This is a genomic window from Sulfuritalea sp., from assembly GCF_017302275.1.
Taxonomy (GTDB): domain Bacteria; phylum Pseudomonadota; class Gammaproteobacteria; order Burkholderiales; family Rhodocyclaceae; genus Sulfuritalea.
Map to the genome: position 1 here is coordinate 24,171 of NZ_JAFLDR010000026.1, position 21,610 is coordinate 45,780.

Sequence of the window (21,610 nt, forward strand, 5' to 3'; positions counted from 1 at the left end):
ATGTCTGAGCGTCATTTCGCCCACTGGCCCAAGGGCCTTCCGCGCACCATGACCGTGCCCGAGACCGACCTGTTCCATAACGTCGAAGTCTCGGCGCGGCGCTATCCGGCCAAGCCCTTTCTGGTCTTCTACGACACCCAGATCAGCTACGCCGAGTTCAAGGACGAGGCGGAGCGGATCGCCGGCTGGCTGCAGGCGCAGGGCGTGAACAAGGGCGACCGGGTGCTGCTCTACATGCAGAACAGCCCGCAGTTCGTGCTCGCCTACTACGGCATCCTGCGCGCCAACGCCGTGGTGGTGCCGGTGAATCCGATGAACATGACGACCGAATTGCGCCACTACGTCAGGGATGCCGGCGCCCGGGTGGCCATCGTGGCGCAGGACATCCTGCCGCAGATGCAGCCGCTGCTCGGCCCAGCGGACGACCAGGGCCTGGAGCAGATACTCGTCGCCATCTACTCGGACTACCTCAAGGCGCCGACCGAGATGAAGGTGCCGGATTTCGTCAAGGCGCCGCGACAGTCCTTCGCCGATGCCGGCGTCACGCCGTGGAACGACATGCTGGCGGCGAACGCCCGTCCCGGCCCCATCGAAGTCGGCCCCGACGACCTCTGCGTGATGCCCTACACCTCGGGCACCACCGGCCACCCCAAGGGCTGCATGCACACCCACCGCACGGTCCAGCACACGCTGATGGCCGGCTACCAGTGGTTCGGCATCCAGCAGGACGCGGTGTACCTTGCCGTGCTGCCCTTCTTCCATGTCACGGGCATGCAGGGCAGCATGAGCGGCCCGCTGCAATCCGGCGCCACCGTGGTGCTGCTGCCGCGCTGGGATCGCGAAGCCGCGGCACAGTGCATCGCGCGCTACGGCGTCACCTCGTGGACGGCGATCCCGACCATGATCATCGACTTCCTGATGAACCCCAACCTGGGCAACTACGACCTGAGTTCGATCACGCGCATGAGCGGCGGCGGCGCGGCAATGCCCGAGGCCATCGCGCAGAAACTGCTCGACATGGGCATCACCTATGTCGAGGGCTACGGCCTGTCGGAAACCATCGCCCCCTCGCACATCAACCCGCCCGACCGGGCGAAAAAGCAGTGCCTCGGCATTCCGATCTTCGACGTCGAATCCATGGTGGTCGACCCCAACGACTTCAAGGAACTCCCGTCCGGCGAAGTCGGAGAAATCCTCACCCGCGGGCCGCAGGTGTTCAAGGGCTACTGGAACAACCCCGAGGCCACGCGCAATGCCTTCGTCGAACTCGACGGCAAGCACTGGTTCCGCACCGGCGACCTGGCCTACGTCGATGAGGACGGCTACTTCTTCATGGTCGATCGCCTCAAGCGCATGATCAACGCCTCTGGCTTCAAGGTCTGGCCGGCCGAAGTCGAAGCCCTGATGTACCAGCACCCGGCGATCCAGGAGGCCTGCGTCATTTCGGCCAAAGACCCGCATCGCGGCGAAACGGTAAAGGCCATCGTGGTGATCAAGGAAGCCCAGCGCGGCAAGGTGACGGAGCAGGACATCGTCGACTGGGCCCACGCCAACATGGCGGCCTACAAGTCGCCGCGCATCGTCGAGTTCGTCGAGTCCCTGCCCAAATCCGCCACCGGCAAGGTGATGTGGCGCGCGTTGCAGGAGAAGGAAGCAGCCGGCACCTGAGCCGCCCCGCGCGGCGGCCGCAGTAGCCGCCGCTGCTTCGGATTCGCCGTGCCGCCAGCGCCGACTCTTGTGTAGTTGCTGGAACACCTGGATGCCGGGCGCTCCGTCCGCACGGCCAAAACGGCCAACACGGCATTGCCGCTATGTAAGCACATGGCTACAGTAGCGTCAGGGTCGAAATTCGCATAACTGAGCTTTTCGCTCAATGGATGGATGCCTTGCGCGACCTTCAGGCGAGAGCTGACCTTTCTGCTGGCCGGCGGAGACACGACCACCCAACCCAGGGACATCGAGGCGGCACTGCGCCGCGCACGCAATCTTTCGGAACAACCACCATGGCCAAGACTGTTAACACGCGCTATGACGTCGCCGAACACCTCAGGATCCCGGAGGAGACGGCCGCCTATCTTGAAGCCTGCCTTGAAGAAGCCAACGGAGACGCCGCATTCATCGCCGAGGCGCTTGGCGATATCGCGCGCGCCAAAGGGATGTCACAGGTCGTGCGCGATGCCGGACTGTCTCGCGAAAGTCCTTACCAAGTACAAAGCGCTCTCCGGTGAGCGTAGTCCATGCTTCGATACCATCCTCAAAGTGATCGGCGCGCTTGGGCTGAAGTTGCATGCCGAAGCTGGTCGCAGCTGACGAGATGCCGGACCTTGCTGGGCAAGGAACGCTGGACTTCGCGTTGGTACTAAGCCAATATTTGTTCCACGCGTCTTGCAATAGGACAGGCGACTCTGACCCGGAAAGGTCGATAGCTTGGTTAGTGAAGTAATCGGCCTGTGGCCGCAAGACGTTTGGAAGAAACATGTGGCAAGTATGCCACTGATGTAAGGTGGAATGCCGCGTCGGAGAAGACCGATAGGCCACTGGAGCGTGCCTGCCCGAGGGTTAGCGTGGTCCTGGGTCACGTCGACGACATTGGTGAGGTCGCGGGGCGTATTCCGCGTATTCCGGGACAGACCACGCTTACCCAAGCGATAAGGAACTTGCCGTCCATTTGCATAGCGCAGGAAAGTCGGCGCTGGCGGTACGGCGATACGCCGTCGCAGGCGGCAAGAAGCATCCCCACAACATTTCCTGCGGTAGCCGGCAACGTGTGGAGGATCGCTTATCGCGCCCACTCGTCTATCCAGCGCTCCGTTGCCAGGCGCGCTTTGGAGGCGATGATGGAGATGACGAAGATCGACATCGCAACGATCGAAGCGGCCCGGCGCGGCTGATGCCCGGCCGCGTCCGTTTGCGCTCGTCCCGCTGCCAGGACTCGTGGTAGAAACACGGTTCGCAGCCGATAACCCGGGAGACACACAATGTTCAGTCACATCATGGTCGGAACGAATGACATCGAGCGCTCGAAGCGCTTCTACGACGCCGTGCTCGGCGTCCTGGGAGCCGGAGCGCCCCTGCGCAACCAGGCGAAGACCGGGCATGCCCGGCTGTTCTATCGGCACGACGGCTCGACCTTCTGCGTCAGCGAGCCGATCAATGGCGAACCGGCCTGTTTCGCCAACGGCGGCACCACGGGATTCAAGTGCGGTTCGCCCGAGCAGGTGCGCCAGTTCCACGACACGGCAGTCGCGCACGGCGGAACCTCGATCGAGGACGCCCCGGGCCTGCGCGAAGGCAGCCTCGGTGCGATGTACCTGGCCTATGTTCGCGACCCCGACGGCAACAAGCTGTGCGCGCTGCACCGACCCAAAGTCTAGCGAAGCACTGATCAATCAGTTCGCGTCGAGCCGGTCGAAACGCAAGCCATCTGCATCAAGGGTTTCGACAAGCTCAGCCCGAACGGGGAGATGCTTGCCCAGCATTTCCCACGCGCCGGGTTCGGCGGATTCCGCGCGCGTCCGTCATTCGTGTCAATTTCGATGACCGGCCCGCTTCGCGTTAGCCGGAACCCGCAAGGAGTGCATTCATCAGCACCAGGCGTACGGCATGCGATGCATGACTTCAAGGATCCGTGTGGCGCTGAAGTCAGTGGCCACTTCGCACAAGGTGCGCGTCATCAGTTCGGATATCGGTTTCGTGTTGGCGCCCGTGGGGCGCGACTTTTCGGCACTGTGTCCGGGGCGCTCGCATCCGTGATCGCGGCCGGGCGGAGCGAAGTATCCCCGGCGGCCCCGGCCAAGCCGATCTAGCCGGACCGTCCGCCGGAAGCCTGAGCGAAGCCGCCCCGCTCAGTTCGGCCCGGCGTTCGATGTCGTCGAGAACTGCGTGCCGCCGAGGCCGTCGGCGGTGAAGCGGACTACGACCTGCGTCGGCTTGTCGCAAGCGGTATAGGTCCAGGCCTCTTCCCACTGCCCGGCGACGAGGTAGGCGCGCTCGTAGCCGGGGATGCGGCTGGGCAGGTAGACGGCGTCGCCGAGCGGCTTGCTGACCTTGATCGAGACCAGGCGCGGCGGTGGCAGCTTGGCGGCGTCCTTGGCGTCGCGCAGGCCGCAGGCCTGCATTGCCGCAGCGAGCATCTGCGGCGGCTGCGCGTCGACGAAGGCCTGCGGGCTGGCGTTGCTCTGGCCCAGGGTGTCCATGTAGCTGGCGATCTTGTGGTAGTTGAGCAGGGCCGGATAGGTGACGTTGGGCAGCTTGGCCATCAAGGCCTGCAGGCGCTGGCGGTTGCCATCGCCGATCGAGGCGCCCATGCTCAGGGCCAGCGTCATCATGGCCGGCGGGAAGGACTTGTCGGCCGACCAGTAGAGCGCATCGCGGGCTTCGGTATCCATCGCGCGCTCGGCCAGCGGGCGGCCGGCGAGCTTCATGTAGCGCTGCCGGTCCGGCTTGCCGTTGGCATCGAGGTAGCCCAGGAATTCGCCGGTGAGGATCACCGACAACAGAAAGGCTCCTTCCGCGTCGCCCTGCCGCGCGGCTCGCCGCGCCAGCCCCAGCGCCTTGTCGCGGTCCTTGGCCACGCCCTGGCCGCGGGCATGGGCCTGGGCCAGGCGGGCGTCGGCATTGATCACGCCGCCCTGGGAAGCTTTCTCGAAATGCTTCACCGCCTGCGCGTGGTCGGTCGCGACGCCATGCCCGTTCTGGTACATCACGCCGAGGATCATGCTGCCGCGCGGCTCGCCGGCATCCGCGGCCTTGCGCGCCTCGCTCAGGGCAAGGGGATAGTCTTTCGCCTGGTAGGCCTTGAGCGCCTCCTCGAATCCCGCGCGGCCGACGCCGGGGAGCATGAACCCGAGAACAAGCACCAGCAGCACCGGCAATCGCGAACCCGACATGAGACGCTCCCTGAATAAGTTCGTCCGATTGTAGGCGAATGCCAGCAAGAGCACCCGTCTTGCCCTGGCGGCCGGCACTGGGGTAGGCTGCGCGGGTCAGCAGATTCCAAAGGGCGCACCGCGCCCGTGCTCGATTCCCGTGCAGGAGCCATCATGCCCGCCCGCCGTAAGTTCCTCGGCAGCGCCCTGGCGCTGCCGATCATGGCCGTGATGCCGTCGCCCGCCGGCGCCGCCGCAACCCCTGCCACGCGCGAGTTGCCCGGCGACCGCCGGCCGCTGCCGGTGATCGGGCTGGGCACCTGGCGCAGCTTCGATGTCGGCGCCGACGCCACGGCGCGCGCCGGACTCGGCCGCCTGCTGGGCCGCTTTGCCGAACTCGGCGGCACGGTGGTGGACAGCAGCCCGATGTACGGCAGCGCGGAAGCGGTGCTCGGCGACCTGGCCGCCGAGCGCGGCCTGCGCCCGCGCCTCTTCCTCGCCACCAAAGTGTGGACGCAGGGACGCCAGGCCGGCATCGCGCAGATGGAGGAATCGCTGCGCCGCCTGCGCGCGCCGGGTATCGAGTTGATGCAGGTCCACAACCTGACGGATTGGAAGCAGCACCTGCCGACCCTGCGCGCTTGGAAGGCCGCCGGCCGCATCCGCTACCTCGGCATCAGCCACTACAGCAGCGGCGCCTACGCGGAGGTCGCGCAAGTCCTGCGCAGCGAGGCGCTGGACTTCCTCCAGATCAACTATTCGCTGGCGGAGCAGGATTCCGCGCGGCGCCTGCTGCCGCTGGCGGCGGAACGCGGCGTGGCGGTGATCGCCAACCGGCCCTTCGCCGAAGGCGCGCTGTTCGACACGGTCAAGGGCAAGCCCCTGCCCGCCGCCGCCGCCGACCACGGCTGCCGCTCCTGGGCGCAACTGTTCCTGCGCTGGATCCTGGCGCATCCGGCGGTGACCTGCACGATTCCGGCGAGCACCCGCCTCGACCACCTGGAAGACAACATGGCGGCCGGCCTCGGGCCCCTGCCGGATTTCAGGGAGCAGAAGGCGCTGGCGCGCATGGCGGGGTTCTGAGCGCGCAAGGCAATGCGAAATGTCGGCGCCGCACCGGGACTTCCTTCGGTCGCTGGCGACACGGCGCCTGACTGCGTCGACCCGTTTCACGGAAGCAAAAAAAGCCCGGCCGAAGCCGGGCTTTCTGCCGATGCCGGGAAGTGCGCGACTTAGATCAATTCCCAGATGGTGGTGATGCCCTGGCCGCCACCGATGCACATGGTGGCAAGGCAGTACTTGCTGCCGATGCGCTTAGCTTCGTAGAGCGCCTTGGTGATGATCACCGTGCCGGAAGCGCCGATCGGGTGGCCGATGGCGATGGCGCCGCCGTTCGGGTTGGTCTTCTTCGGGTCGAGGCCGAGCACCTTGGCCACGGACAGCGACTGCGCGGCAAAGGCTTCGTTGGACTCGATGACGCCGATGTCGTCGAGCTTCAGGCCGGCCTTGGCCAGCGCGATGCGGGTCGACGGGATCGGGCCTTCGCCCATGACGTCGTTGGGCACGCCGCCGATGCCGTAGGCGACCAGGCGGGCCATCGCCTTGTGGCCACCGGCGGCGGCTTTGGCGGCGTCGGCCAGCACCAGGAAGGCGGCGCCGTCGTTGATGCCGGAGGCATTGCCGGCGGTGACGGTGCCGGCCTTGTCGAAAGCGGGCTTCATCTTGGCCAGGGTCTCCATCGTGGTGCTGCCCTTGACGTGCTCGTCGGTGTCGAACACCACGTCGCCCTTGCGGCCCTTGATGGTGATCGGGACGATCTGCTCCTTGAAGTAGCCGGCGGCGATGGCGGCCGCGGCACGACGCTGCGATTCGCAGGCGAACTCATCCTGCTGCTCGCGCGTGAAGCCGTGCTTCTTGGCCAGGTTCTCGGCGGTCACGCCCATGTGGCCGACGCCGAAGGGATCAGTCAGGGCGCAAACCATGGAGTCGAGCATCTTGGTGTCGCCCATGCGCGCGCCGGAGCGCATCGCCGCCGACATGTACACGCCGCGCGACATCGACTCGACGCCGCCACCGATGGCGAAGTCGGCGTCGCCGAGCAGGATGGCCTGCGCCGAACTGACCACGGCCTGCTGGGCCGAACCGCAGAGGCGGTTGACGGCGAAGGCGACGGAATCCATGGTCATGCCGCCCTGGATCGTGGCGTTGCGCGCGACGTAGGCGTAACGGGATTCGGTGGGGACCACGTTGCCGACGGTGGCGAACGTGATGGCCTTGGGATCAACGCCGGAGCGCGCAATGGCCTCCTTGATGACGATGCCGCCCAGGTCGGCCGGTTCCATGCCGGCAAGTGTTCCATTGAAGGTGCCCACGGCGGAACGCGCCGCGCTCAGTACAACGACTTCTCTCTTGTCAGCCATCAAAAAACTCCTTTTTGTTATGCCCCCGGCCGCGCCGGGAACGGAATCCACCACGAAAAATCAACCGCCGACCCAACTGGAAATCCAGACCAGTGTGAGCACCGCCAGACCCAGCACGAGACTGCGCCAGACCAAGCCTATCGTGCTCTGCATGAAATCGGGATCGGCATCCTCACCCAAGCCCAGTTCCGGGCGATCGGCAGCTTCACCGGAACCGGGAAACGCTTCGTGCACCGGCATGCCCAGCCTTACCCCGAGCGCGCCGGCACCACTGGCAAGAAGTATACCGGAGCTAGCTTCCGGCCACCTTACAGCCTGGGTGCGCCAGCAATGCACGGCGTCCTCGAAATCTCCGACCACGGCGAAGGAGGTCGCCGTGACGCGCACCGGCAACCAGTCGATGAGGGCAAAGGCCTGCCGGGAAAAAGCGCCGAACTCGCCGAACTCGGTTTCACTGCGCCCGCCCCAGAGTTCATCCATCCCGTGCGCGAGACGGTAGAACAAGGCCCCGCCGGGGCCCAGCGCGACGAACCAGAGCAGCGGCGCGAACACATGCCGATGCGAGGCAAGCAGCGCCTGCTCGATGGCGAGGCGCGCGACGTCGCTGCTGCTCAGGCGATCGCCGCCATGTCCGCGCCACTGGGCAAGCAATCTGCGCGCCTCGTCGATGTCGCCGCGGCGCAGCGCGAGGTGGATGTTGGTGAAGAAGTGGCTGAACTGGCGAAAGCCCATGGTCAGGTACAGCGCCGCAATGCCCAGCAGGAAAGCCAGCAAGGGCTGGAAATACAGCAGCAGGCCGTGCAGCAGCGCCAGAAATGCGGCCGGCAGCGCGACGCCGAGGCCCCAGGCGATGGCGCCATGGCTGCGCCCGCCGTCGTTGAACTTGTCTTCGAGGAAGCCGGCCAGCGCCGCCTGCGGCCGGCGCAAGGCACGTTCGACCGGCAGCGCGTGCAACTGCTCGAGGACCAGCGCGATGACGATGGAAACCAGGTTCATTGGACCACTTTCCCTTCGTCCCCGGCCCCACGGCTGGCTCTGCATAGCCAGCCGGCTACGGCAGCGCGGAGCAGTGCTCCGTGAAACCCTGACTTCGCCCCAAGGAAGGGGGTGAAGAGGGTTCGCCGCGTCGCGGCTCCGATCGCTGGCGGCGCTCCCCTTGGGATCCCCCAGGGCGACTTCCTGCGGGGCGCGGCCCACCGGCGGGGAGTGCTCACGTCCCGGCCTCGACAAGCAGGAATCGCTGCAAGGTCACCAGCATGCCGGCGGTGGCGCCCCAGATGAAGTAGCCTTGCCACGGCATGGCCCAGTATTCGTGGCGGGTGCCGCGCACTTCGAGGCTTTGGCGCTGGTGGTTGGCGGTATCGAGGAGGAATTCGAGCGGCGGCTCGAACACCTCGGCGACTTCGAAGTCGTCAAGCTTGAGGTTCAGCGGCGGCGTCACCAGACCGACCACGGGGGTGATGACGAAGCCCGTGCCGGTTCGGTATTCCGGCAGGCGGCCGAGGATTTCGACCTGGCTGGAGACCAGCCCGACTTCCTCCTCGGCTTCGCGCAAGGCTGTGGCCTCGGGCGAGGCATCGCCCAGTTCGCAGCGTCCTCCGGGAAAGCTAACCTGCCCGCCATGGTCGCGCAAATGCGCGGTGCGCTGGGTCAGGAGCATGGTGGGACCGGTCTCACGCATGATCACCGGCACCAGAACGGCGGCGGGGATCATTTCCTTGCCCTCGCCGAACGAGGATTCGCAGACCGGAGGCGCGACAAGGCCTTCGCGGAATCGACGACGCATCAGGGAAAGCAGACCTCCGCTAGAATTCGGGCCCGCGCTAACTAGAGACTCCGGCATGAAACCGATCGCAATCTTCCGTCATAGCCCCGGCGAGGGACCCGGCTATTTTGCCACATTCCTCGACAGCCAATCCCAGCCCTGGACGCTGTTCAAGGTCGATGAGGGCGTTGTGCCGCCGCCGACCCCCGAGGGATTCTCGGGCCTCTGCTTCATGGGCGGACCGATGAGCGTGAATGACGACCTGCCGTGGATCGAGCCGGCCCTGAAACTGATCCGCGAGGCCGACCGGCGAGGCATCCCGGTGATCGGCCATTGCCTCGGCGGACAACTGATGGCCAAAGCCTTCGGCGGCACGGTGGCGCGCAATCCGGTCAAGGAAATCGGCTGGGGCATCGTCGAAGCCAGCGTCGACGCCGCGGCCGCGGCCGCGGATTGGCTGGGAGATACCGGCAGCTTCGAAGCCTTTCACTGGCATGGCGAGACATTCACGATTCCAGCGGGCACGACGCGCCTGCTGCAAAGCGCCCACTGCGCCAACCAGGCCTTCCTGCGCGGTCCGCACCTCGGTTTGCAATGCCACGTCGAGATGACCCATTCGATGATCCGACTGTGGGGCCGGCAATGGGCCGCGGAGGGCGTGCCGGCATCGGCATCGGTGCAGACCCCGGATCAAATGGAAGAGAACATCGAGGCACGCATCACGGCGATGCGCGCAGTGGCGGACCGGCTTTACACGCGCTGGAGCGCCGGCTTGCGCCGCGACTGAAAAGTCGGCGCCGGCGGTACGGCATTCAGTCGCGGAAATTGCCGTACTGCAGCGGGAAGTCGGTGATCGACTTTTTCACCAGCGCGATGGCGTCCTGCAGCAGGTCGCGCTTGGCGCCGGTGACGCGCACGGCATCGCCCTGGATGCTGGCCTGTACCTTGATCTTGCTGTCCTTGATCAGCTTGACGATCTGCTTGGCCAGTTCCTGCTCGATGCCGACCTTGATCGTCAGCACCTGCTTCGACTTGTTGCCGCCGACCGATTGCACGGGGCCGTGATCGAGGCGCTTGGTGCTTTCGCGTTCCTTCTTTTCCATCTCCGGAAACAGGATGTCCTTGATCTGGCCGAGCTGGAATTCGGAATCACCGTGCAGGGTGATGAGCTTGTCCTTCTCGTTAAGCTCGACGCGCGCCGAGGTGCCCTTGAAGTCATAGCGGTTGCCGATGTGGCGCCCGGCGACGTCGACCGCGTTCTTCAGCGCCACGATATCCGCTTCGGAGGTGATGTCGAATGAAGGCATATCGTACTCCCCGGCTTATGCGAAATGGCAGACGTAGTGATAGGGCTCGCCGCTGACTTCGATGTCGAAGCTGGAATTGCCGGGCACCTTGAAGCTCTGGCCGGCGCCGCAGCTTTGCCAGTCTTCGCCCTTGATGCGGTAGCGGCAGGCCCCGGAGACGGTCTCCATGATCTCGGCGACGCCGGTGTTGAACGTCAGCGTAGCCGGCAGGATGACGCCGACGCTCTTCTTCGTGCCGTCGGCGAGCTGGACGGTATGGCTGACGCATTTACCATCGAAGTAGACGTTGGCCTTCTTGAAGACGGCGACACTATCGAATTGCGACATATCAGATCCCCCACAATTTCTGAATGATGAATTTTGCTACGAAGCCCAGCATGCCGAAAGCCAGAACGAAGAACAGGATGAAGGTGCCGAGCTTGCCCGCCTTGGACTTCCATGCCAGTTCGCCGATGATGAACAGCATGTAGAGCATGAAGGCGCCGAGGCCGAAGGTCATGCCGAACTCCGCCAGCTGTTCCTCGGAAAAGCCGAACATGGGCGCCTGCCCTCCGCGTCGCCTGCCGCGTCAGCCTTTCTTCCTGCCGGTCCGACTCTCTGCCCGATTGGCCGCAATCCGCATGCGTAACGCGTTGAGCCGAATGAAGCCGTGGGCATCCTTCTGGTTGTAGGCGCCGGCATCGTCCTCGAAGGTGGCGATGGTCGGGTCGAACAGCGAATCGGTCTTCGAATCCCGGCCGCACACGATCACGTTGCCCTTGTAGAGCTTGAGCCGCACCCAGCCGTTCACGGTCTGCTGGGTGTGGTCGATCAGGGTCTGCAGCGCGCGGCGCTCGGGGCTCCACCAGTAGCCGTTGTAAATCAGGCTGGCATAGCGCGGCATCAGGTCGTCCTTGAGGTGGGCGACTTCGCGGTCAAGGCAGATCGACTCGATGGCGCGGTGGGCACGCAACATGATGGTGCCGCCCGGGGTTTCGTAGCAACCGCGCGACTTCATGCCGACGTAGCGGTTTTCGACCAGGTCCAGGCGGCCGATGCCGTGCTTGCCGCCGAGCCGGTTGAGCGTGGCGAGCAGGTCGTGGGCCCTCATCTTCTTGCCGTTCAAGGCCACCGGATCGCCATTGCGGTATTCGATGTCGAGATATTCGGCCTGGTTCGGCGCCTTCTCCGGCGACACGGTCCAGCGCCACATCGACTCCTCGGCCTCGGCCGACGGATCTTCGAGATGACGACCCTCGTAGGAAATGTGCAGCAGATTGGCGTCCATCGAATAGGGCGAACCGCCCTTCTTGTGCTTCATCTCGACCGGGATGCCGTGCTTCTCGGCATAGGCCATCAGCTTCTCGCGCGAGAGCAGGTCCCACTCGCGCCAGGGCGCGATGACCTTGACATTGGGCATCAGCGCATAGGCGCCGAGCTCGAAGCGCACCTGGTCGTTGCCCTTGCCCGTGGCGCCATGGGAGATCGAGTTGGCGCCGACCTTCTTCGCGATCTCGACCATGCGCTTGGCGATCAGCGGCCGGGCGATCGACGTGCCGAGCAGGTATTCGCCTTCATAGACGGTATTGCAGCGGAACATGGGAAAGACGAAGTCGCGCACGAATTCCTCGCGCAGGTCGTCGATGAAGATGTTCTTTGGCTTGATGCCCATTTTCAGGGCCTTGGTGCGCGCCGGTTCGAGTTCCTCGCCCTGCCCCAGGTCGGCGGTGAAGGTCACCACTTCGCAGCTGTAGGTGTCCTGCAACCACTTGAGGATCACCGAGGTATCCAGCCCGCCCGAATAGGCGAGGACGACCTTGTTGCTTTCCGCTTTCTTTGCCGCTTTCATCTCTCTTCCCTTAGTCATCCATCCTGCCCAGGAGCAGGAATTCCATCAAAGCCTTCGTGTGTGCAGCCTGTTCGGCCACTCAGTCCTCCACGCGACCCAGCAGCAGGAACTCCATCAGGGCCTTCTGCGTGTGCAGCCTGTTTTCCGCCTCGTCCCAGACGACACTGTGCGGCCCGTCGATCACCTCGGCCGCGACCTCCTCGCCGCGATGGGCGGGCAGGCAGTGCATGAACAGGACATCGGAGCGCGCAGCGCGCATCATTTCCGCGTCGACCTGCCAGTCGGCGAAATCGCGCAGGCGTTCCTCGTTCTCGGCCTCGAAACCCATCGAGGTCCACACGTCGGTCGTCACCAGGTCGGCGCCGCGCGCCGCCACCATCGGGTCGGCGAACTGCTCGAAATGGTCGGTGCCGTGCAGGCCCGCGCGCTCCGCCTCGACCTCGTAGCCGGGGGGCGTCGATACGCGAACCTTGAAATCGAACACCTCCGCGGCCTGCAGCCATGTGTTGCAGACGTTGTTGGAATCGCCAATCCAGGCCACCGACTTGCCCTGGATCGGGCCGCGATGCTCGATGAAGGTAAAGATGTCGGCGAGTATCTGGCAGGGATGGTATTCGTTGGTGAGCCCGTTGATCACCGGCACCCGCGAATGGCTGGCAAAGCGCTCGATGATTTCCTGCTCGTAGGTGCGGATCATGACGATGTCGCTCATGCGCGAGATCACCTCGGCCGCATCCTCCACCGGCTCGCCACGGCCCAGCTGCGAATCGCGCGTGTTGAGGTAGATCGCCGAACCGCCGAGCTGGTGCATGCCGGCTTCGAAGGAAAGCCGCGTGCGCGTGCTGGCCTTCTCGAAGATCATGACCAGGGTACGGTCCTGCAGCGGCCAGTAACGCTGGTAGGCCTTGAAACGGGCCTTGATGATGCGCGTGCGATCGAACAGGTAGGCGAGTTCGTCCTTAGCCAGATCCTTCATCTGCAGGAAATGCCGCAACGTCGCCATGATCAGGCTGCGAGGAACTCTTCGATCAGGGGCACCAGTGCGGCGACCAGTTCGGCACCTTCGGCATCGCTCATCACCAGCGGCGGCAGCAGGCGCACTACCCTCTCGGCAGTGACATTGATCAGCAATCCAGCGGCCAAGCCTCGCGTCACCAGGTCGGCGCAGGGTCGATCGAGTTCGACGCCGATCATCAGCCCGTCGCCGCGTACCTCGACAAAGCCGCTGATCCCGGACAAACCGGCGCGCAAGCCGCCGCGGATGGACTCGCCGAGGCTCACCGCACGCGCCATCAGCCCCTCGGATTCGATGACGTCGATCGTGGTCACGGCGGCCACGCAAGCCAGCGGATTTCCGCCGAAGGTGGAACCGTGGTTGCCGGGTTTGAACACCCCGGCAGCACGCCCGGCGGCAAGGCAGGCACCGACGGGAACCCCTGAACCGAGCCCCTTGGCCAAGGTCATCACATCGGGCGCGATCCCCGCATGCTGGTGGGCAAACCAGGCGCCGGTGCGCCCGATGCCGCATTGCACTTCATCGACCATGAACAACCAGTTCTTGCGGTCGCAAATAAGGCGCAATGAACGCATGAAATCCCGATGCGCCAGGTTGATGCCGCCCTCGCCCTGGATCGGCTCGAACAGCACCGCAACGATGTTCGGATTGCGCTCGGCCAGTTGCTCGATCGCCGCAAGGTCATCGAAGGGAACGCGCACGAAACCAGAAACCAAGGGCTCGAAACCGGCCTGAACCTTGCGGTTGCCGGTGGCGGAAAGCGTCGCCAGCGTGCGGCCATGGAAGGCATGCTCCATGACCACGATGGCCGGCTGCTCGATGCCCTGCTGATGGCCGAACATGCGCGCTAGCTTGATTGCCGCCTCGTTGGCCTCACAGCCGGAATTGCAGAAAAACACTTCGTCCATGCCGGACAGCGCGGCGAGGCGATCGGAAGCCGCCTCCGCTTCGCTGATGCGATACAGGTTGGACGCATGGATCAGACGCGCAACCTGCGCGCCAAGGGCCTTCACCAGCCGGGGATGGTTGTGGCCGAGCGTATTGACGGCAATCCCCGCAAGTGCATCGAGGTAGGTTTTGCCGTTCTCGTCGAAAAGGCGGCAGCCTTCACCGTGGGTAAAGGCGACCGGCAATCGCCCGTAGGTATTCATCAGATGCGGCATGAAAGAACTCCGCGAAATCTCAACGCAGAAAAACATACGGCGGCCGAAGAGCAACGCGGCCGCCGTGCTAAAAAACGCCTCTATACTAAGTGAAAAATCTGGCTCTGTACAGAGCGGGAATGCGAAGGAGCCGGCGGTGCGCATGGCGGTTTTCAACCAGAAAGGCGGGGTGGGCAAGACCACCACCGCGCTGAATCTTGCCGGCGCACTCGGACGCGAATCCGCGCCGACGTTGTTGGTCGACCTCGACCCGCAAGCACATCTGACGGCGATCCACGGCAAGGTCATCGGCGAAGCGCACCACAGTGTATTCGCCCTCTACCAGGACAATCGGCCGCTCGCTGAACTGGCGCTCGAATGGGAAGGAATCGGACGCCTGATTCCGGCACATGCCGAACTGATCAAGGTCGATTCGATTTTCGGCAAGGGCCCGGCGATCCTGAATAGGCTGAATTCCGGTTTGCAGGCGTTCGAAGCCGCCGGCGGCGAGAAAACCACCATCATTGACTGCTGCCCGTTCCTTGGCGTGCTCTCGCTCAATGCGATATTCGCCTCCGACCGGATTTTGGTTCCGGTGTCATCGGACTACCTCTCCTTGCGCGGTGCCTTGCAGATCGAACATACCCTGAAGGCGCTGGAGCCCGTCATCAAGCGGCGCATCGAGCGCCGCTACGTACTGACGCGTTTCGACCGCCGGCGCAAGATGAGTTTCGAGATCCGGGATCGGCTGAGCCTGCAATTCGGCGTCGAGCTATGCGAAACGGTGATTTCGGAGAATGTCGCGGTTGCCGAAGCACCAGCACTGAATCGCGACATATTCGCGCACAATCCGAACAGTCGGGGCGCGGCGGATTACCTTGAACTGATGGAGGAATTACGGTCGGCGCGGTTTCTTTGACCGTCCGGACCGGAGATCGGCCGGACTGGCGAAACGCCCTGCCCTGATTCAGCGAACGATGAGGTTCGCGACTTCCTCGAAACTAGCCACCGGAACCCTGACGCTTCCGTGATGGCAAATGCATTCGATGATCTGGCAGTCGTGATACACCTGCCGCAGTTTGCGCTGGGCCTCGTGTTCGTCGCGGCCATGGATCATGAGGTTATCCACAACCACGCCAAGCTTGGTCCGGATTCGAAACGCATATTTAATGAACTGATGGGATTGCATGAAACCCCTTTCACTTCAATGTAGTTTTTGGATTATATGCAGCCCTTTCCGCAAATTCAACCTATTTAGTTAATTTAAAAGGAGAAATAATTCACGGATATGATGAAGGGCTCTGCACCATGATTCCCTCCCGAAATCCGCCACCAAAATAAAAAAGGCTGCCCGATCGGGCAGCCTTTTGATCTGGAACGGAACGCTGCTCAGAGCGCCTTGATGGCAGCCGACAGCCGGCTCTTCTGGCGCGCGGCCAGGTTCTTGTGCACGATGTTCTTGTCGGCGATCGAATCGATCACCGGCTGGGATTCCTTGAAAACTGCCTGAGCGGCCGCCTTGTCGCCTGCGTCGATCGCCTTGCGCACTTTCTTGATCGCGGTGCGCAAGGTGGAGCGCAGACTCATGTTGTGAGCGCGCTGCTCGGTTGCCTGGCGGGCACGCTTGCGGGCTTGAACGGTATTGGCCATGTCTTATATCCGGTAGAGCTTTGGGAAAGCGGGCGATTATAAGGGGGTCTTCCACCCATTGCAAGCCGCTTCTGAGCAGACCATCGCGTCTACCATACCTGACATGAATCTACTGCGCGCCCTGGCCACCGTCAGCGGGATGACCCTGCTCTCGCGCATCCTCGGCTTTGTTCGCGATTTCGTGATTGCGCGTGTCTTCGGCGCCGGCATGGTGACCGATGCTTTCTTCGTTGCCTTTCGCCTGCCCAACCTGCTGCGCCGGCTGTTCGCCGAGGGCGCGTTTTCCCAGGCCTTCGTGCCGGTGCTCGCGGAGTACCGCAATCGGCGCGGGGAAGCCGAAACCAAGACTCTCGTCAACCGCGTTGCCAGCGTCCTGTCACTCGTTTTGGTTGCCGTCACGGCACTCGGCACGGCAGCCGCGCCCCTGCTGATCGCGGTCACGGCACCGGGCTTTGCCGCTGATGCAAACAAGTTTCAACTGACAGTGGAACTGACCCGGATCACCTTTCCCTACATTCTTTTCATGTCCCTGGTGGCCCTGGCCGCCGGAATCCTCAATACATGGAGCCGTTTCGCCCTGCCGGCCTTCACGCCGGTCCTGCTCAACCTGTCTTTCATCGGCATGGCCCTGTTCGCGGCGCCGTGGTTCGATCCGCCGGTCATGGCCCTGGCCTGGGCGGTCTTCATCGGCGGCGGACTGCAACTGGCGATACAGCTCCCGGCGTTGGCGAGGATCGGCATGCTGCCCCGCTTCGACCTGGCTTGGCGCGACGAGGGCGTGCAACGGGTCCTGAAACTCATGGCGCCGGCGATCTTGGGTGTTTCGGTGTCCCAGATTAGCCTGCTGATCAACACGATCTTCGCTTCCTTCCTCGAAAGCGGCAGCGTATCGTGGCTCTACTATGCCGACCGGCTGATGGAATTCCCGGCCGGTTTGCTCGGTGCCGCGCTCGGCACCATCCTCCTGCCAAGTCTTGCCAAGACCCACGCCAGTGAGCGGCCAGAGGATTTTTCGGCCTTGCTCGACTGGGGCCTGCGCCTGACCCTGCTGCTGACGCTGCCGGCATCGCTGGCTCTGGCGCTGCTCGCCGTGCCGTTGCTGTCGACCCTGTTCCAATATGGCGCTTTTGCCGCCTCCGACGTGCTGCGAACACGCGAGGCACTGGTCGCCTATTCAATCGGCCTGACCGGCCTTATCCTGGTCAAGGTGCTGGCACCCGGCTTCTATGCCCGTCAGGACATCCGTACGCCGGTAAAGATCGCGCTGGTCACACTGGCCCTGACCCAGTTGATGAACATCGCCTTCGTCGGCTGGCTCAAGCATGCCGGCCTGGCGTTGTCGATCGGCCTCGCCTCCTGCTTCAACGCCGCGATGCTCTGGCGCGGCCTGCGTCGGAGTGGCGTCTATCGGCCTCGACCAGGCTGGCGCATCTTCATGCTGAAACTCCTGATTGCACTTGGCGCGCTTGGCGGCATCCTGTGGCTAGGCTGCGACAATGATTCCGCGTGGCTGGCCATGAACGGTGGCCAGCGCATGTTGCAACTAGCAGGTCTGGTTCTGGGCGGGATGGCCGCCTATTTCGCCACGCTTTGGCTGCTCGGATTCCGTTTGCGCGACTTCCGTCTGCGCGGCGCCTGATCATTCACCGCCGGCGCTTCCTTCACGACGCGGGTCCGCCACGCCGATCCAACCGTTCGCGTGCCGCAGGATCACGTGCAGGCCGCTGGTCATGTCGCCGCGCTGCAACTCGTGCCCGCGCCGTTCCAGTTCCTGCGCCACGACCTCCGGAAAGCGACTTCGCTCGATCTCCGTCGCACCATTGCGGTTGCCGACGTGCGGCATGGCAATGGCGGTTACCGGATCGAGGCCGCCGTCCAGGACCGAAACAATGGTGCGCGCCACATAGTTGATGATGCGACTGCCGCCTGGCGAACCGAGCACGGCATGCAAACGCCCGCCGGCATCGAAAACGAAGGTAGGCGCCATCGACGATAGCGGGCGCTTGCCCGGTTCAAGGCGATTGGCGACCTTCCTTCCATCGCGCCCGGCAGCGAGGGAAAAATCGGTCAACTGGTTATTCAGCAAGTAGCCATCGACCTGGATACGGCTGCCGAATGCGCTTTCGATCGAACTGGTGAGCGCCACGGCATTGCCGGCCTGGTCGACGATCGAAAGGTGTGTGGTCGAGGGAAGTTCGGGCGCGTCGTCGTCCGCCTGCGCGCGATGGGTCGGTAGTTCCCCGGGCTTGGCGATTCCCATGCTGCGTCGGGTATCCAGAAGACGTGACCGTTGCCGCAGATAGCGTGAGTCGACCAATGCCCGCTGCGGAACCTCGATGTAATCGGGGTCGGCAAGGTAGCGGGCGCGATCAGCGTAGGCCAGTCGGCCAGCCTCGGCGAAGTAGTGCGCCGCATCGGCCGCGGCGGTCTGGGCGGAGGACAAGCCGGTGTGTTCCAGAATGCCGAGTATCTGCAGGACCCCGATTCCACCCGCCGACGGGGGCGGCATGCCGCAGACGCGCCATTGACGATAGGGACTACATACCGGCTCGCGTTCTATTGGCCGGTAGTCACGAAGGTCCTCCGCCCGCAGCGATCCGCCACGATCGGCGACCACGGCCACCATGCGCTCCGCGGCCTGCCCGCGGTGCAAGGCTTCGGCCCCACCGGTCGCGATTCGTCGCAGGGTCGTGGCGAGCTCCAGATTGCACAGGGTGTCGCCAGCTTGCAGCGGCTCGCCACTTTCCCTGAAATACAGTGCTCGTGCGGCGGGGTCGCTGCGTAGCAGCGGATCGTCGCGCAACAGGAGGTGCAGGCGCGGCGAGACGGCAAAGCAGTTTTCCGCCAGCCGGATCGCCGGTCGGAACAACCTTTCCCAGCGCAATTTGCCGTGCTGCCGGTGGGCCTGGTCGAGCATGGCGACCAGACCGGGCGCCCCGACTGCCTTTCCAGTTGCCAGCAATTCGGAATAGCCGGCCATGCTCCCATCGGCGCGCAGGGCAAAGTCGGCGCTGGCGGCACGGGGAGCTGCTTCGCGTCCATCCCAGGCCGACACCCGCCTGCGCGCCGCGTCCCAGTGCAGCAGGAAGCCGCCGCCGCCGATGCCGGAAGATTGCGGTTCAACCAGATTCAGGACCCATTGCGCGGCGATCGCCGCGTCAAGCGCGTTGCCACCGAGACGCAGGATTTCCAGCGCAGCGTCCGTCGCATTGACGTTCGCCGTAACCGCCATGAACTTGCCACCGACGACAGGCGGTTGCTGCGCATAGCCGCTGGATGCTTCGGGCTGTGCCGTTTGCGGCCATGCCGGCGTGGCGAGAAAGATCGCAGTGAGCAGGATGCCCAGGCTGACGCCCAAGGATGATCCACGCCAGGAAAAACGGGCAGCCCGCAGGCTGCCCGTTTGATAGAACATGTTGCGGATCACACCACCAGCGGCAGGATCAGCAGGGCGACGATGTTGATGATCTTGATCAGCGGGTTGACCGCCGGGCCGGCCGTATCCTTGTACGGGTCGCCTACGGTATCGCCGGTGACGGCGGCCTTGTGTGCCTCCGAACCCTTGCCACCGAAATTGCCGTCCTCGATGTACTTCTTGGCGTTGTCCCAGCAGCCGCCGCCCGTCGTCATCGAAATGGCGACGAAGATGCCGGTGACTATGGTCCCCATCAGCACGCCACCCAGGGCACGAACGCCCGCGCCGGGACCCATCAGCATGTTCATGCCGAAGGCCACGACCACCGGAACCAGCACCGGCAGCAGCGACGGGATCATCATTTCCTTGATGGCGGCCTTGGTCAGCATGTCGACACAGGTGCCGTATTCCGGCTTGGCCGTGCCTTCCATGATGCCCTTTATCTCCTTGAACTGGCGGCGCACCTCGACCACCACCGCGCCTGCGGCACGGCCGACGGCCTCCATGCCCATCGCGGCAAACAGGTAGGGAACCATGCCGCCGACGAACAAGCCGATGATCACGGCCGGATCAGACAGGTCGAAGGCGAATTTGACGCCAGGCTTGAGCGATTCCAGGCCATGCGTGAAGTCGGCGAACAGCACCAGTGCGGCGAGACCTGCGGAACCGATGGCGTAGCCCTTGGTCACCGCCTTGGTCGTGTTGCCCACGGCGTCGAGCGGATCGGTAATGCCGCGAACGGAATCCGGCAACTCCGCCATTTCGGCAATGCCGCCGGCATTGTCGGTGATAGGTCCGTAGGCGTCAAGTGCAACCACGATGCCGGCCATCGACAGCATCGACGTCGCTGCGATCGCGATGCCGTAGAGGCCCCCCATCGTGTACGAGGCCCAGATCGCGGCGCACACCGAGAGAACCGGCCAGGCGGTGGATTTCATCGAGACGCCTAGACCGGCAATGATGTTGGTGCCGTGACCGGTGGTCGAAGCCTGCGCGACATGCTGCACCGGCTTGAATTCGGTGCCGGTGTAGTACTCGGTGATATAGACCATCAAACCGGTCAGCACCAGGCCGATAACCGCCGTGCCGTAGAGCCGCATCTGCGCGCCACCATTGATGTTCAGCACGCTGTCGAGCAGGTGGTCGTTAACCAGCCAGGAGGTCATCGGATAGAAGGCCACCAGGGCCAGCACGCCGGCGACGATCAGGCCGCGATACAGCGCGTTCATGATCTTGCCGCCCGGCGAGGCCTTGACGAACATCACGCCGATGATCGAGGCAATGATCGAGAAGCCGCCCAGAGCCAGCGGATAGATGACGGCCTGTTCGGCGAAAGCGGGGTTCGCCTTCAGGAGCAACGCGCCCAGCAGCATCGTCGCGACGGTCGTCACCGCATAAGTCTCGAACAGGTCGGCCGCCATGCCGGCACAGTCGCCGACGTTGTCACCGACGTTGTCGGCGATCACGGCCGGATTGCGCGGATCGTCTTCGGGAATCCCGGCTTCCACCTTGCCCACCAGGTCGGCGCCGACGTCGGCGCCTTTGGTGAAGATGCCACCGCCAAGTCGGGCGAAGATCGAAATCAGCGAGGAACCAAATCCGAGCCCGACCAGCGGATGGATGATGTCTTCCATCTTCGCGCCCGTTCCGGCCACTACTTTCAGCAGTGCGTAGTAACCAGCGACGCCAAGCAGGCCAAGGCCAACGACCAGCATGCCAGTGATGGCGCCACCCTTGAACGCCACATTGAGTGCCTCGTTGAGGCCGACCCGTGCGGCTTCAGCGGTGCGCACGTTGGCGCGAACCGAAACGTTCATGCCGATGTAGCCGGCCGCGCCAGAAAGCACGGCGCCGATGATGAAACCTATGGCGGTGAAGGTCCCCAGGAATATCCAGATAAGTATCGCTAGGGCGACACCGACGATACCAATCGTGGTGTACTGGCGATTCAGATAGGCTTGGGCGCCTTCCTGAATAGCCGCCGCTATGGCTTTCATGCGATCGTTGCCGGCCGGTTGGCGGAGAATCCACTGGCTCATGACCCAGCCGTAAGCAATCGCAGCCACCGCGCAGATCAGCGCAAACATCAGTCCTGCTGTCATACACCCCCCTATTTAATTGATGAACTCAGCCGAGAATTTTATCACGTGATTCCCAGCGAGGAACTGCAGCCTTGAGAACTAAAATGGTTCGGGCATGA

General features: G+C 63.9%; 22 protein-coding genes. 8 read left to right on the forward strand and 14 right to left on the reverse strand.

Annotated elements, in window-relative coordinates:
• The 4 genes from J0M27_RS14200 to J0M27_RS14215 all read left to right on the forward strand — a co-directional run bounded on the left by J0M27_RS14200 (nucleotide 1) and on the right by J0M27_RS14215 (nucleotide 3,374).
• On the forward strand, nucleotides 1–1,668 hold the full coding sequence (locus J0M27_RS14200; protein ID WP_294992902.1) for a long-chain fatty acid--CoA ligase: 1,668 nt from the start codon (nucleotides 1–3) through the stop codon (nucleotides 1,666–1,668).
• 335 nt (nucleotides 1,669–2,003) lie between these two features.
• Nucleotides 2,004–2,228 carry an addiction module antidote protein gene (locus J0M27_RS14205; protein ID WP_294992905.1) on the forward strand — a complete coding sequence of 75 codons (225 nt, stop codon included), beginning with the start codon at nucleotides 2,004–2,006 and terminating at the stop codon, nucleotides 2,226–2,228.
• A gap of 336 nt (nucleotides 2,229–2,564) precedes the next feature.
• Nucleotides 2,565–2,891, forward strand: a complete 327-nt coding sequence (locus J0M27_RS14210) for a hypothetical protein (protein WP_294992908.1) — start codon at nucleotides 2,565–2,567, stop codon at nucleotides 2,889–2,891.
• An 87-nt stretch (nucleotides 2,892–2,978) separates the two neighbouring features.
• Complete coding sequence (locus J0M27_RS14215) at nucleotides 2,979–3,374, forward strand: VOC family protein (protein ID WP_294992911.1); 396 nt, start codon at nucleotides 2,979–2,981, stop codon at nucleotides 3,372–3,374.
• A gap of 471 nt (nucleotides 3,375–3,845) precedes the next feature.
• On the opposite strand, the gene J0M27_RS14220 is transcribed toward J0M27_RS14215, so the two are convergent.
• Entirely contained in the window at nucleotides 3,846–4,889 is a 1,044-nt protein-coding gene (locus tag J0M27_RS14220; protein ID WP_294992913.1) for a tetratricopeptide repeat protein, read from the reverse strand.
• Between the two features lie 153 nt (nucleotides 4,890–5,042).
• Here J0M27_RS14220 and J0M27_RS14225 point away from each other — a divergent pair, with 153 nt between their 5' ends.
• On the forward strand, nucleotides 5,043–5,951 hold the full coding sequence (locus J0M27_RS14225) for an aldo/keto reductase (RefSeq protein ID WP_294992915.1): 909 nt from the start codon (nucleotides 5,043–5,045) through the stop codon (nucleotides 5,949–5,951).
• Nucleotides 5,952–6,100: 149 nt separating this feature from the next.
• Here J0M27_RS14225 and bktB read toward each other — a convergent pair whose 3' ends face one another.
• From bktB to J0M27_RS14240, 3 genes are all read right to left on the reverse strand, one after another.
• Nucleotides 6,101–7,288: a beta-ketothiolase BktB gene (bktB, locus tag J0M27_RS14230; protein WP_294992918.1), complete on the reverse strand. Its 1,188-nt coding sequence runs from the start codon at nucleotides 7,286–7,288 to the stop codon at nucleotides 6,101–6,103.
• Between the two features lie 60 nt (nucleotides 7,289–7,348).
• The gene (locus J0M27_RS14235; RefSeq protein WP_294992921.1) at nucleotides 7,349–8,284 is read right to left on the reverse strand and encodes a CobD/CbiB family protein; all 936 of its coding nucleotides are present in this window, start codon (nucleotides 8,282–8,284) and stop codon (nucleotides 7,349–7,351) included.
• A gap of 214 nt (nucleotides 8,285–8,498) precedes the next feature.
• Nucleotides 8,499–9,074, reverse strand: a complete 576-nt coding sequence (locus J0M27_RS14240) for a CoA pyrophosphatase (protein WP_294992923.1) — start codon at nucleotides 9,072–9,074, stop codon at nucleotides 8,499–8,501.
• A gap of 55 nt (nucleotides 9,075–9,129) precedes the next feature.
• Between J0M27_RS14240 and J0M27_RS14245 the strand changes: the two genes are divergently transcribed.
• Nucleotides 9,130–9,840, forward strand: a complete 711-nt coding sequence (locus tag J0M27_RS14245; protein ID WP_294992926.1) for a type 1 glutamine amidotransferase — start codon at nucleotides 9,130–9,132, stop codon at nucleotides 9,838–9,840.
• 25 nt (nucleotides 9,841–9,865) lie between these two features.
• Here the strand turns inward: J0M27_RS14245 and J0M27_RS14250 are convergent, their stop codons facing one another.
• The 6 genes from J0M27_RS14250 to J0M27_RS14275 all read right to left on the reverse strand — a co-directional run bounded on the left by J0M27_RS14250 (nucleotide 9,866) and on the right by J0M27_RS14275 (nucleotide 14,366).
• Nucleotides 9,866–10,360 carry a YajQ family cyclic di-GMP-binding protein gene (locus tag J0M27_RS14250; protein ID WP_294992929.1) on the reverse strand — a complete coding sequence of 165 codons (495 nt, stop codon included), beginning with the start codon at nucleotides 10,358–10,360 and terminating at the stop codon, nucleotides 9,866–9,868.
• A 15-nt stretch (nucleotides 10,361–10,375) separates the two neighbouring features.
• On the reverse strand, nucleotides 10,376–10,687 hold the full coding sequence (locus J0M27_RS14255; RefSeq protein WP_294992932.1) for a pyrimidine/purine nucleoside phosphorylase: 312 nt from the start codon (nucleotides 10,685–10,687) through the stop codon (nucleotides 10,376–10,378).
• Between the two features lies 1 nt (nucleotide 10,688).
• Nucleotides 10,689–10,898 (reverse strand): DUF2788 domain-containing protein, encoded by a 210-nt coding sequence (locus J0M27_RS14260; RefSeq protein ID WP_294992934.1) that lies wholly within the window; start codon nucleotides 10,896–10,898, stop codon nucleotides 10,689–10,691.
• 30 nt (nucleotides 10,899–10,928) lie between these two features.
• Nucleotides 10,929–12,206: an argininosuccinate synthase gene (locus tag J0M27_RS14265; RefSeq protein WP_294992937.1), complete on the reverse strand. Its 1,278-nt coding sequence runs from the start codon at nucleotides 12,204–12,206 to the stop codon at nucleotides 10,929–10,931.
• Between the two features lie 61 nt (nucleotides 12,207–12,267).
• Nucleotides 12,268–13,191 carry an ornithine carbamoyltransferase gene (gene argF, locus J0M27_RS14270; RefSeq protein ID WP_294992939.1) on the reverse strand — a complete coding sequence of 308 codons (924 nt, stop codon included), beginning with the start codon at nucleotides 13,189–13,191 and terminating at the stop codon, nucleotides 12,268–12,270.
• A 2-nt stretch (nucleotides 13,192–13,193) separates the two neighbouring features.
• Entirely contained in the window at nucleotides 13,194–14,366 is a 1,173-nt protein-coding gene (locus tag J0M27_RS14275) for an aspartate aminotransferase family protein (protein ID WP_294992942.1), read from the reverse strand.
• Between the two features lie 142 nt (nucleotides 14,367–14,508).
• On the opposite strand from J0M27_RS14275, the gene J0M27_RS14280 reads away from it, so the two are divergent.
• On the forward strand, nucleotides 14,509–15,264 hold the full coding sequence (locus tag J0M27_RS14280) for a ParA family protein (protein ID WP_294992945.1): 756 nt from the start codon (nucleotides 14,509–14,511) through the stop codon (nucleotides 15,262–15,264).
• Nucleotides 15,265–15,312: 48 nt separating this feature from the next.
• On the opposite strand, the gene J0M27_RS14285 is transcribed toward J0M27_RS14280, so the two are convergent.
• Nucleotides 15,313–15,534, reverse strand: coding sequence for a hypothetical protein (locus J0M27_RS14285; RefSeq protein ID WP_294992948.1), 222 nt, complete (start codon nucleotides 15,532–15,534; stop codon nucleotides 15,313–15,315).
• A gap of 200 nt (nucleotides 15,535–15,734) precedes the next feature.
• Nucleotides 15,735–15,995: a 30S ribosomal protein S20 gene (rpsT, locus tag J0M27_RS14290; protein WP_294992950.1), complete on the reverse strand. Its 261-nt coding sequence runs from the start codon at nucleotides 15,993–15,995 to the stop codon at nucleotides 15,735–15,737.
• A 103-nt stretch (nucleotides 15,996–16,098) separates the two neighbouring features.
• Here rpsT and murJ point away from each other — a divergent pair, with 103 nt between their 5' ends.
• Entirely contained in the window at nucleotides 16,099–17,634 is a 1,536-nt protein-coding gene (gene murJ / locus J0M27_RS14295; protein ID WP_294992953.1) for a murein biosynthesis integral membrane protein MurJ, read from the forward strand.
• Here the strand turns inward: murJ and ggt are convergent, their stop codons facing one another.
• Both ggt and J0M27_RS14305 read right to left on the reverse strand, forming a co-directional pair.
• Nucleotides 17,635–19,410 carry a gamma-glutamyltransferase gene (ggt, locus tag J0M27_RS14300; RefSeq protein WP_294992955.1) on the reverse strand — a complete coding sequence of 592 codons (1,776 nt, stop codon included), beginning with the start codon at nucleotides 19,408–19,410 and terminating at the stop codon, nucleotides 17,635–17,637. It abuts the gene before it with no gap.
• 8 nt (nucleotides 19,411–19,418) lie between these two features.
• Nucleotides 19,419–21,512, reverse strand: a complete 2,094-nt coding sequence (locus J0M27_RS14305; protein WP_294992957.1) for a sodium-translocating pyrophosphatase — start codon at nucleotides 21,510–21,512, stop codon at nucleotides 19,419–19,421.
• Between the last annotated feature and the right edge of the window lie 98 nt (nucleotides 21,513–21,610).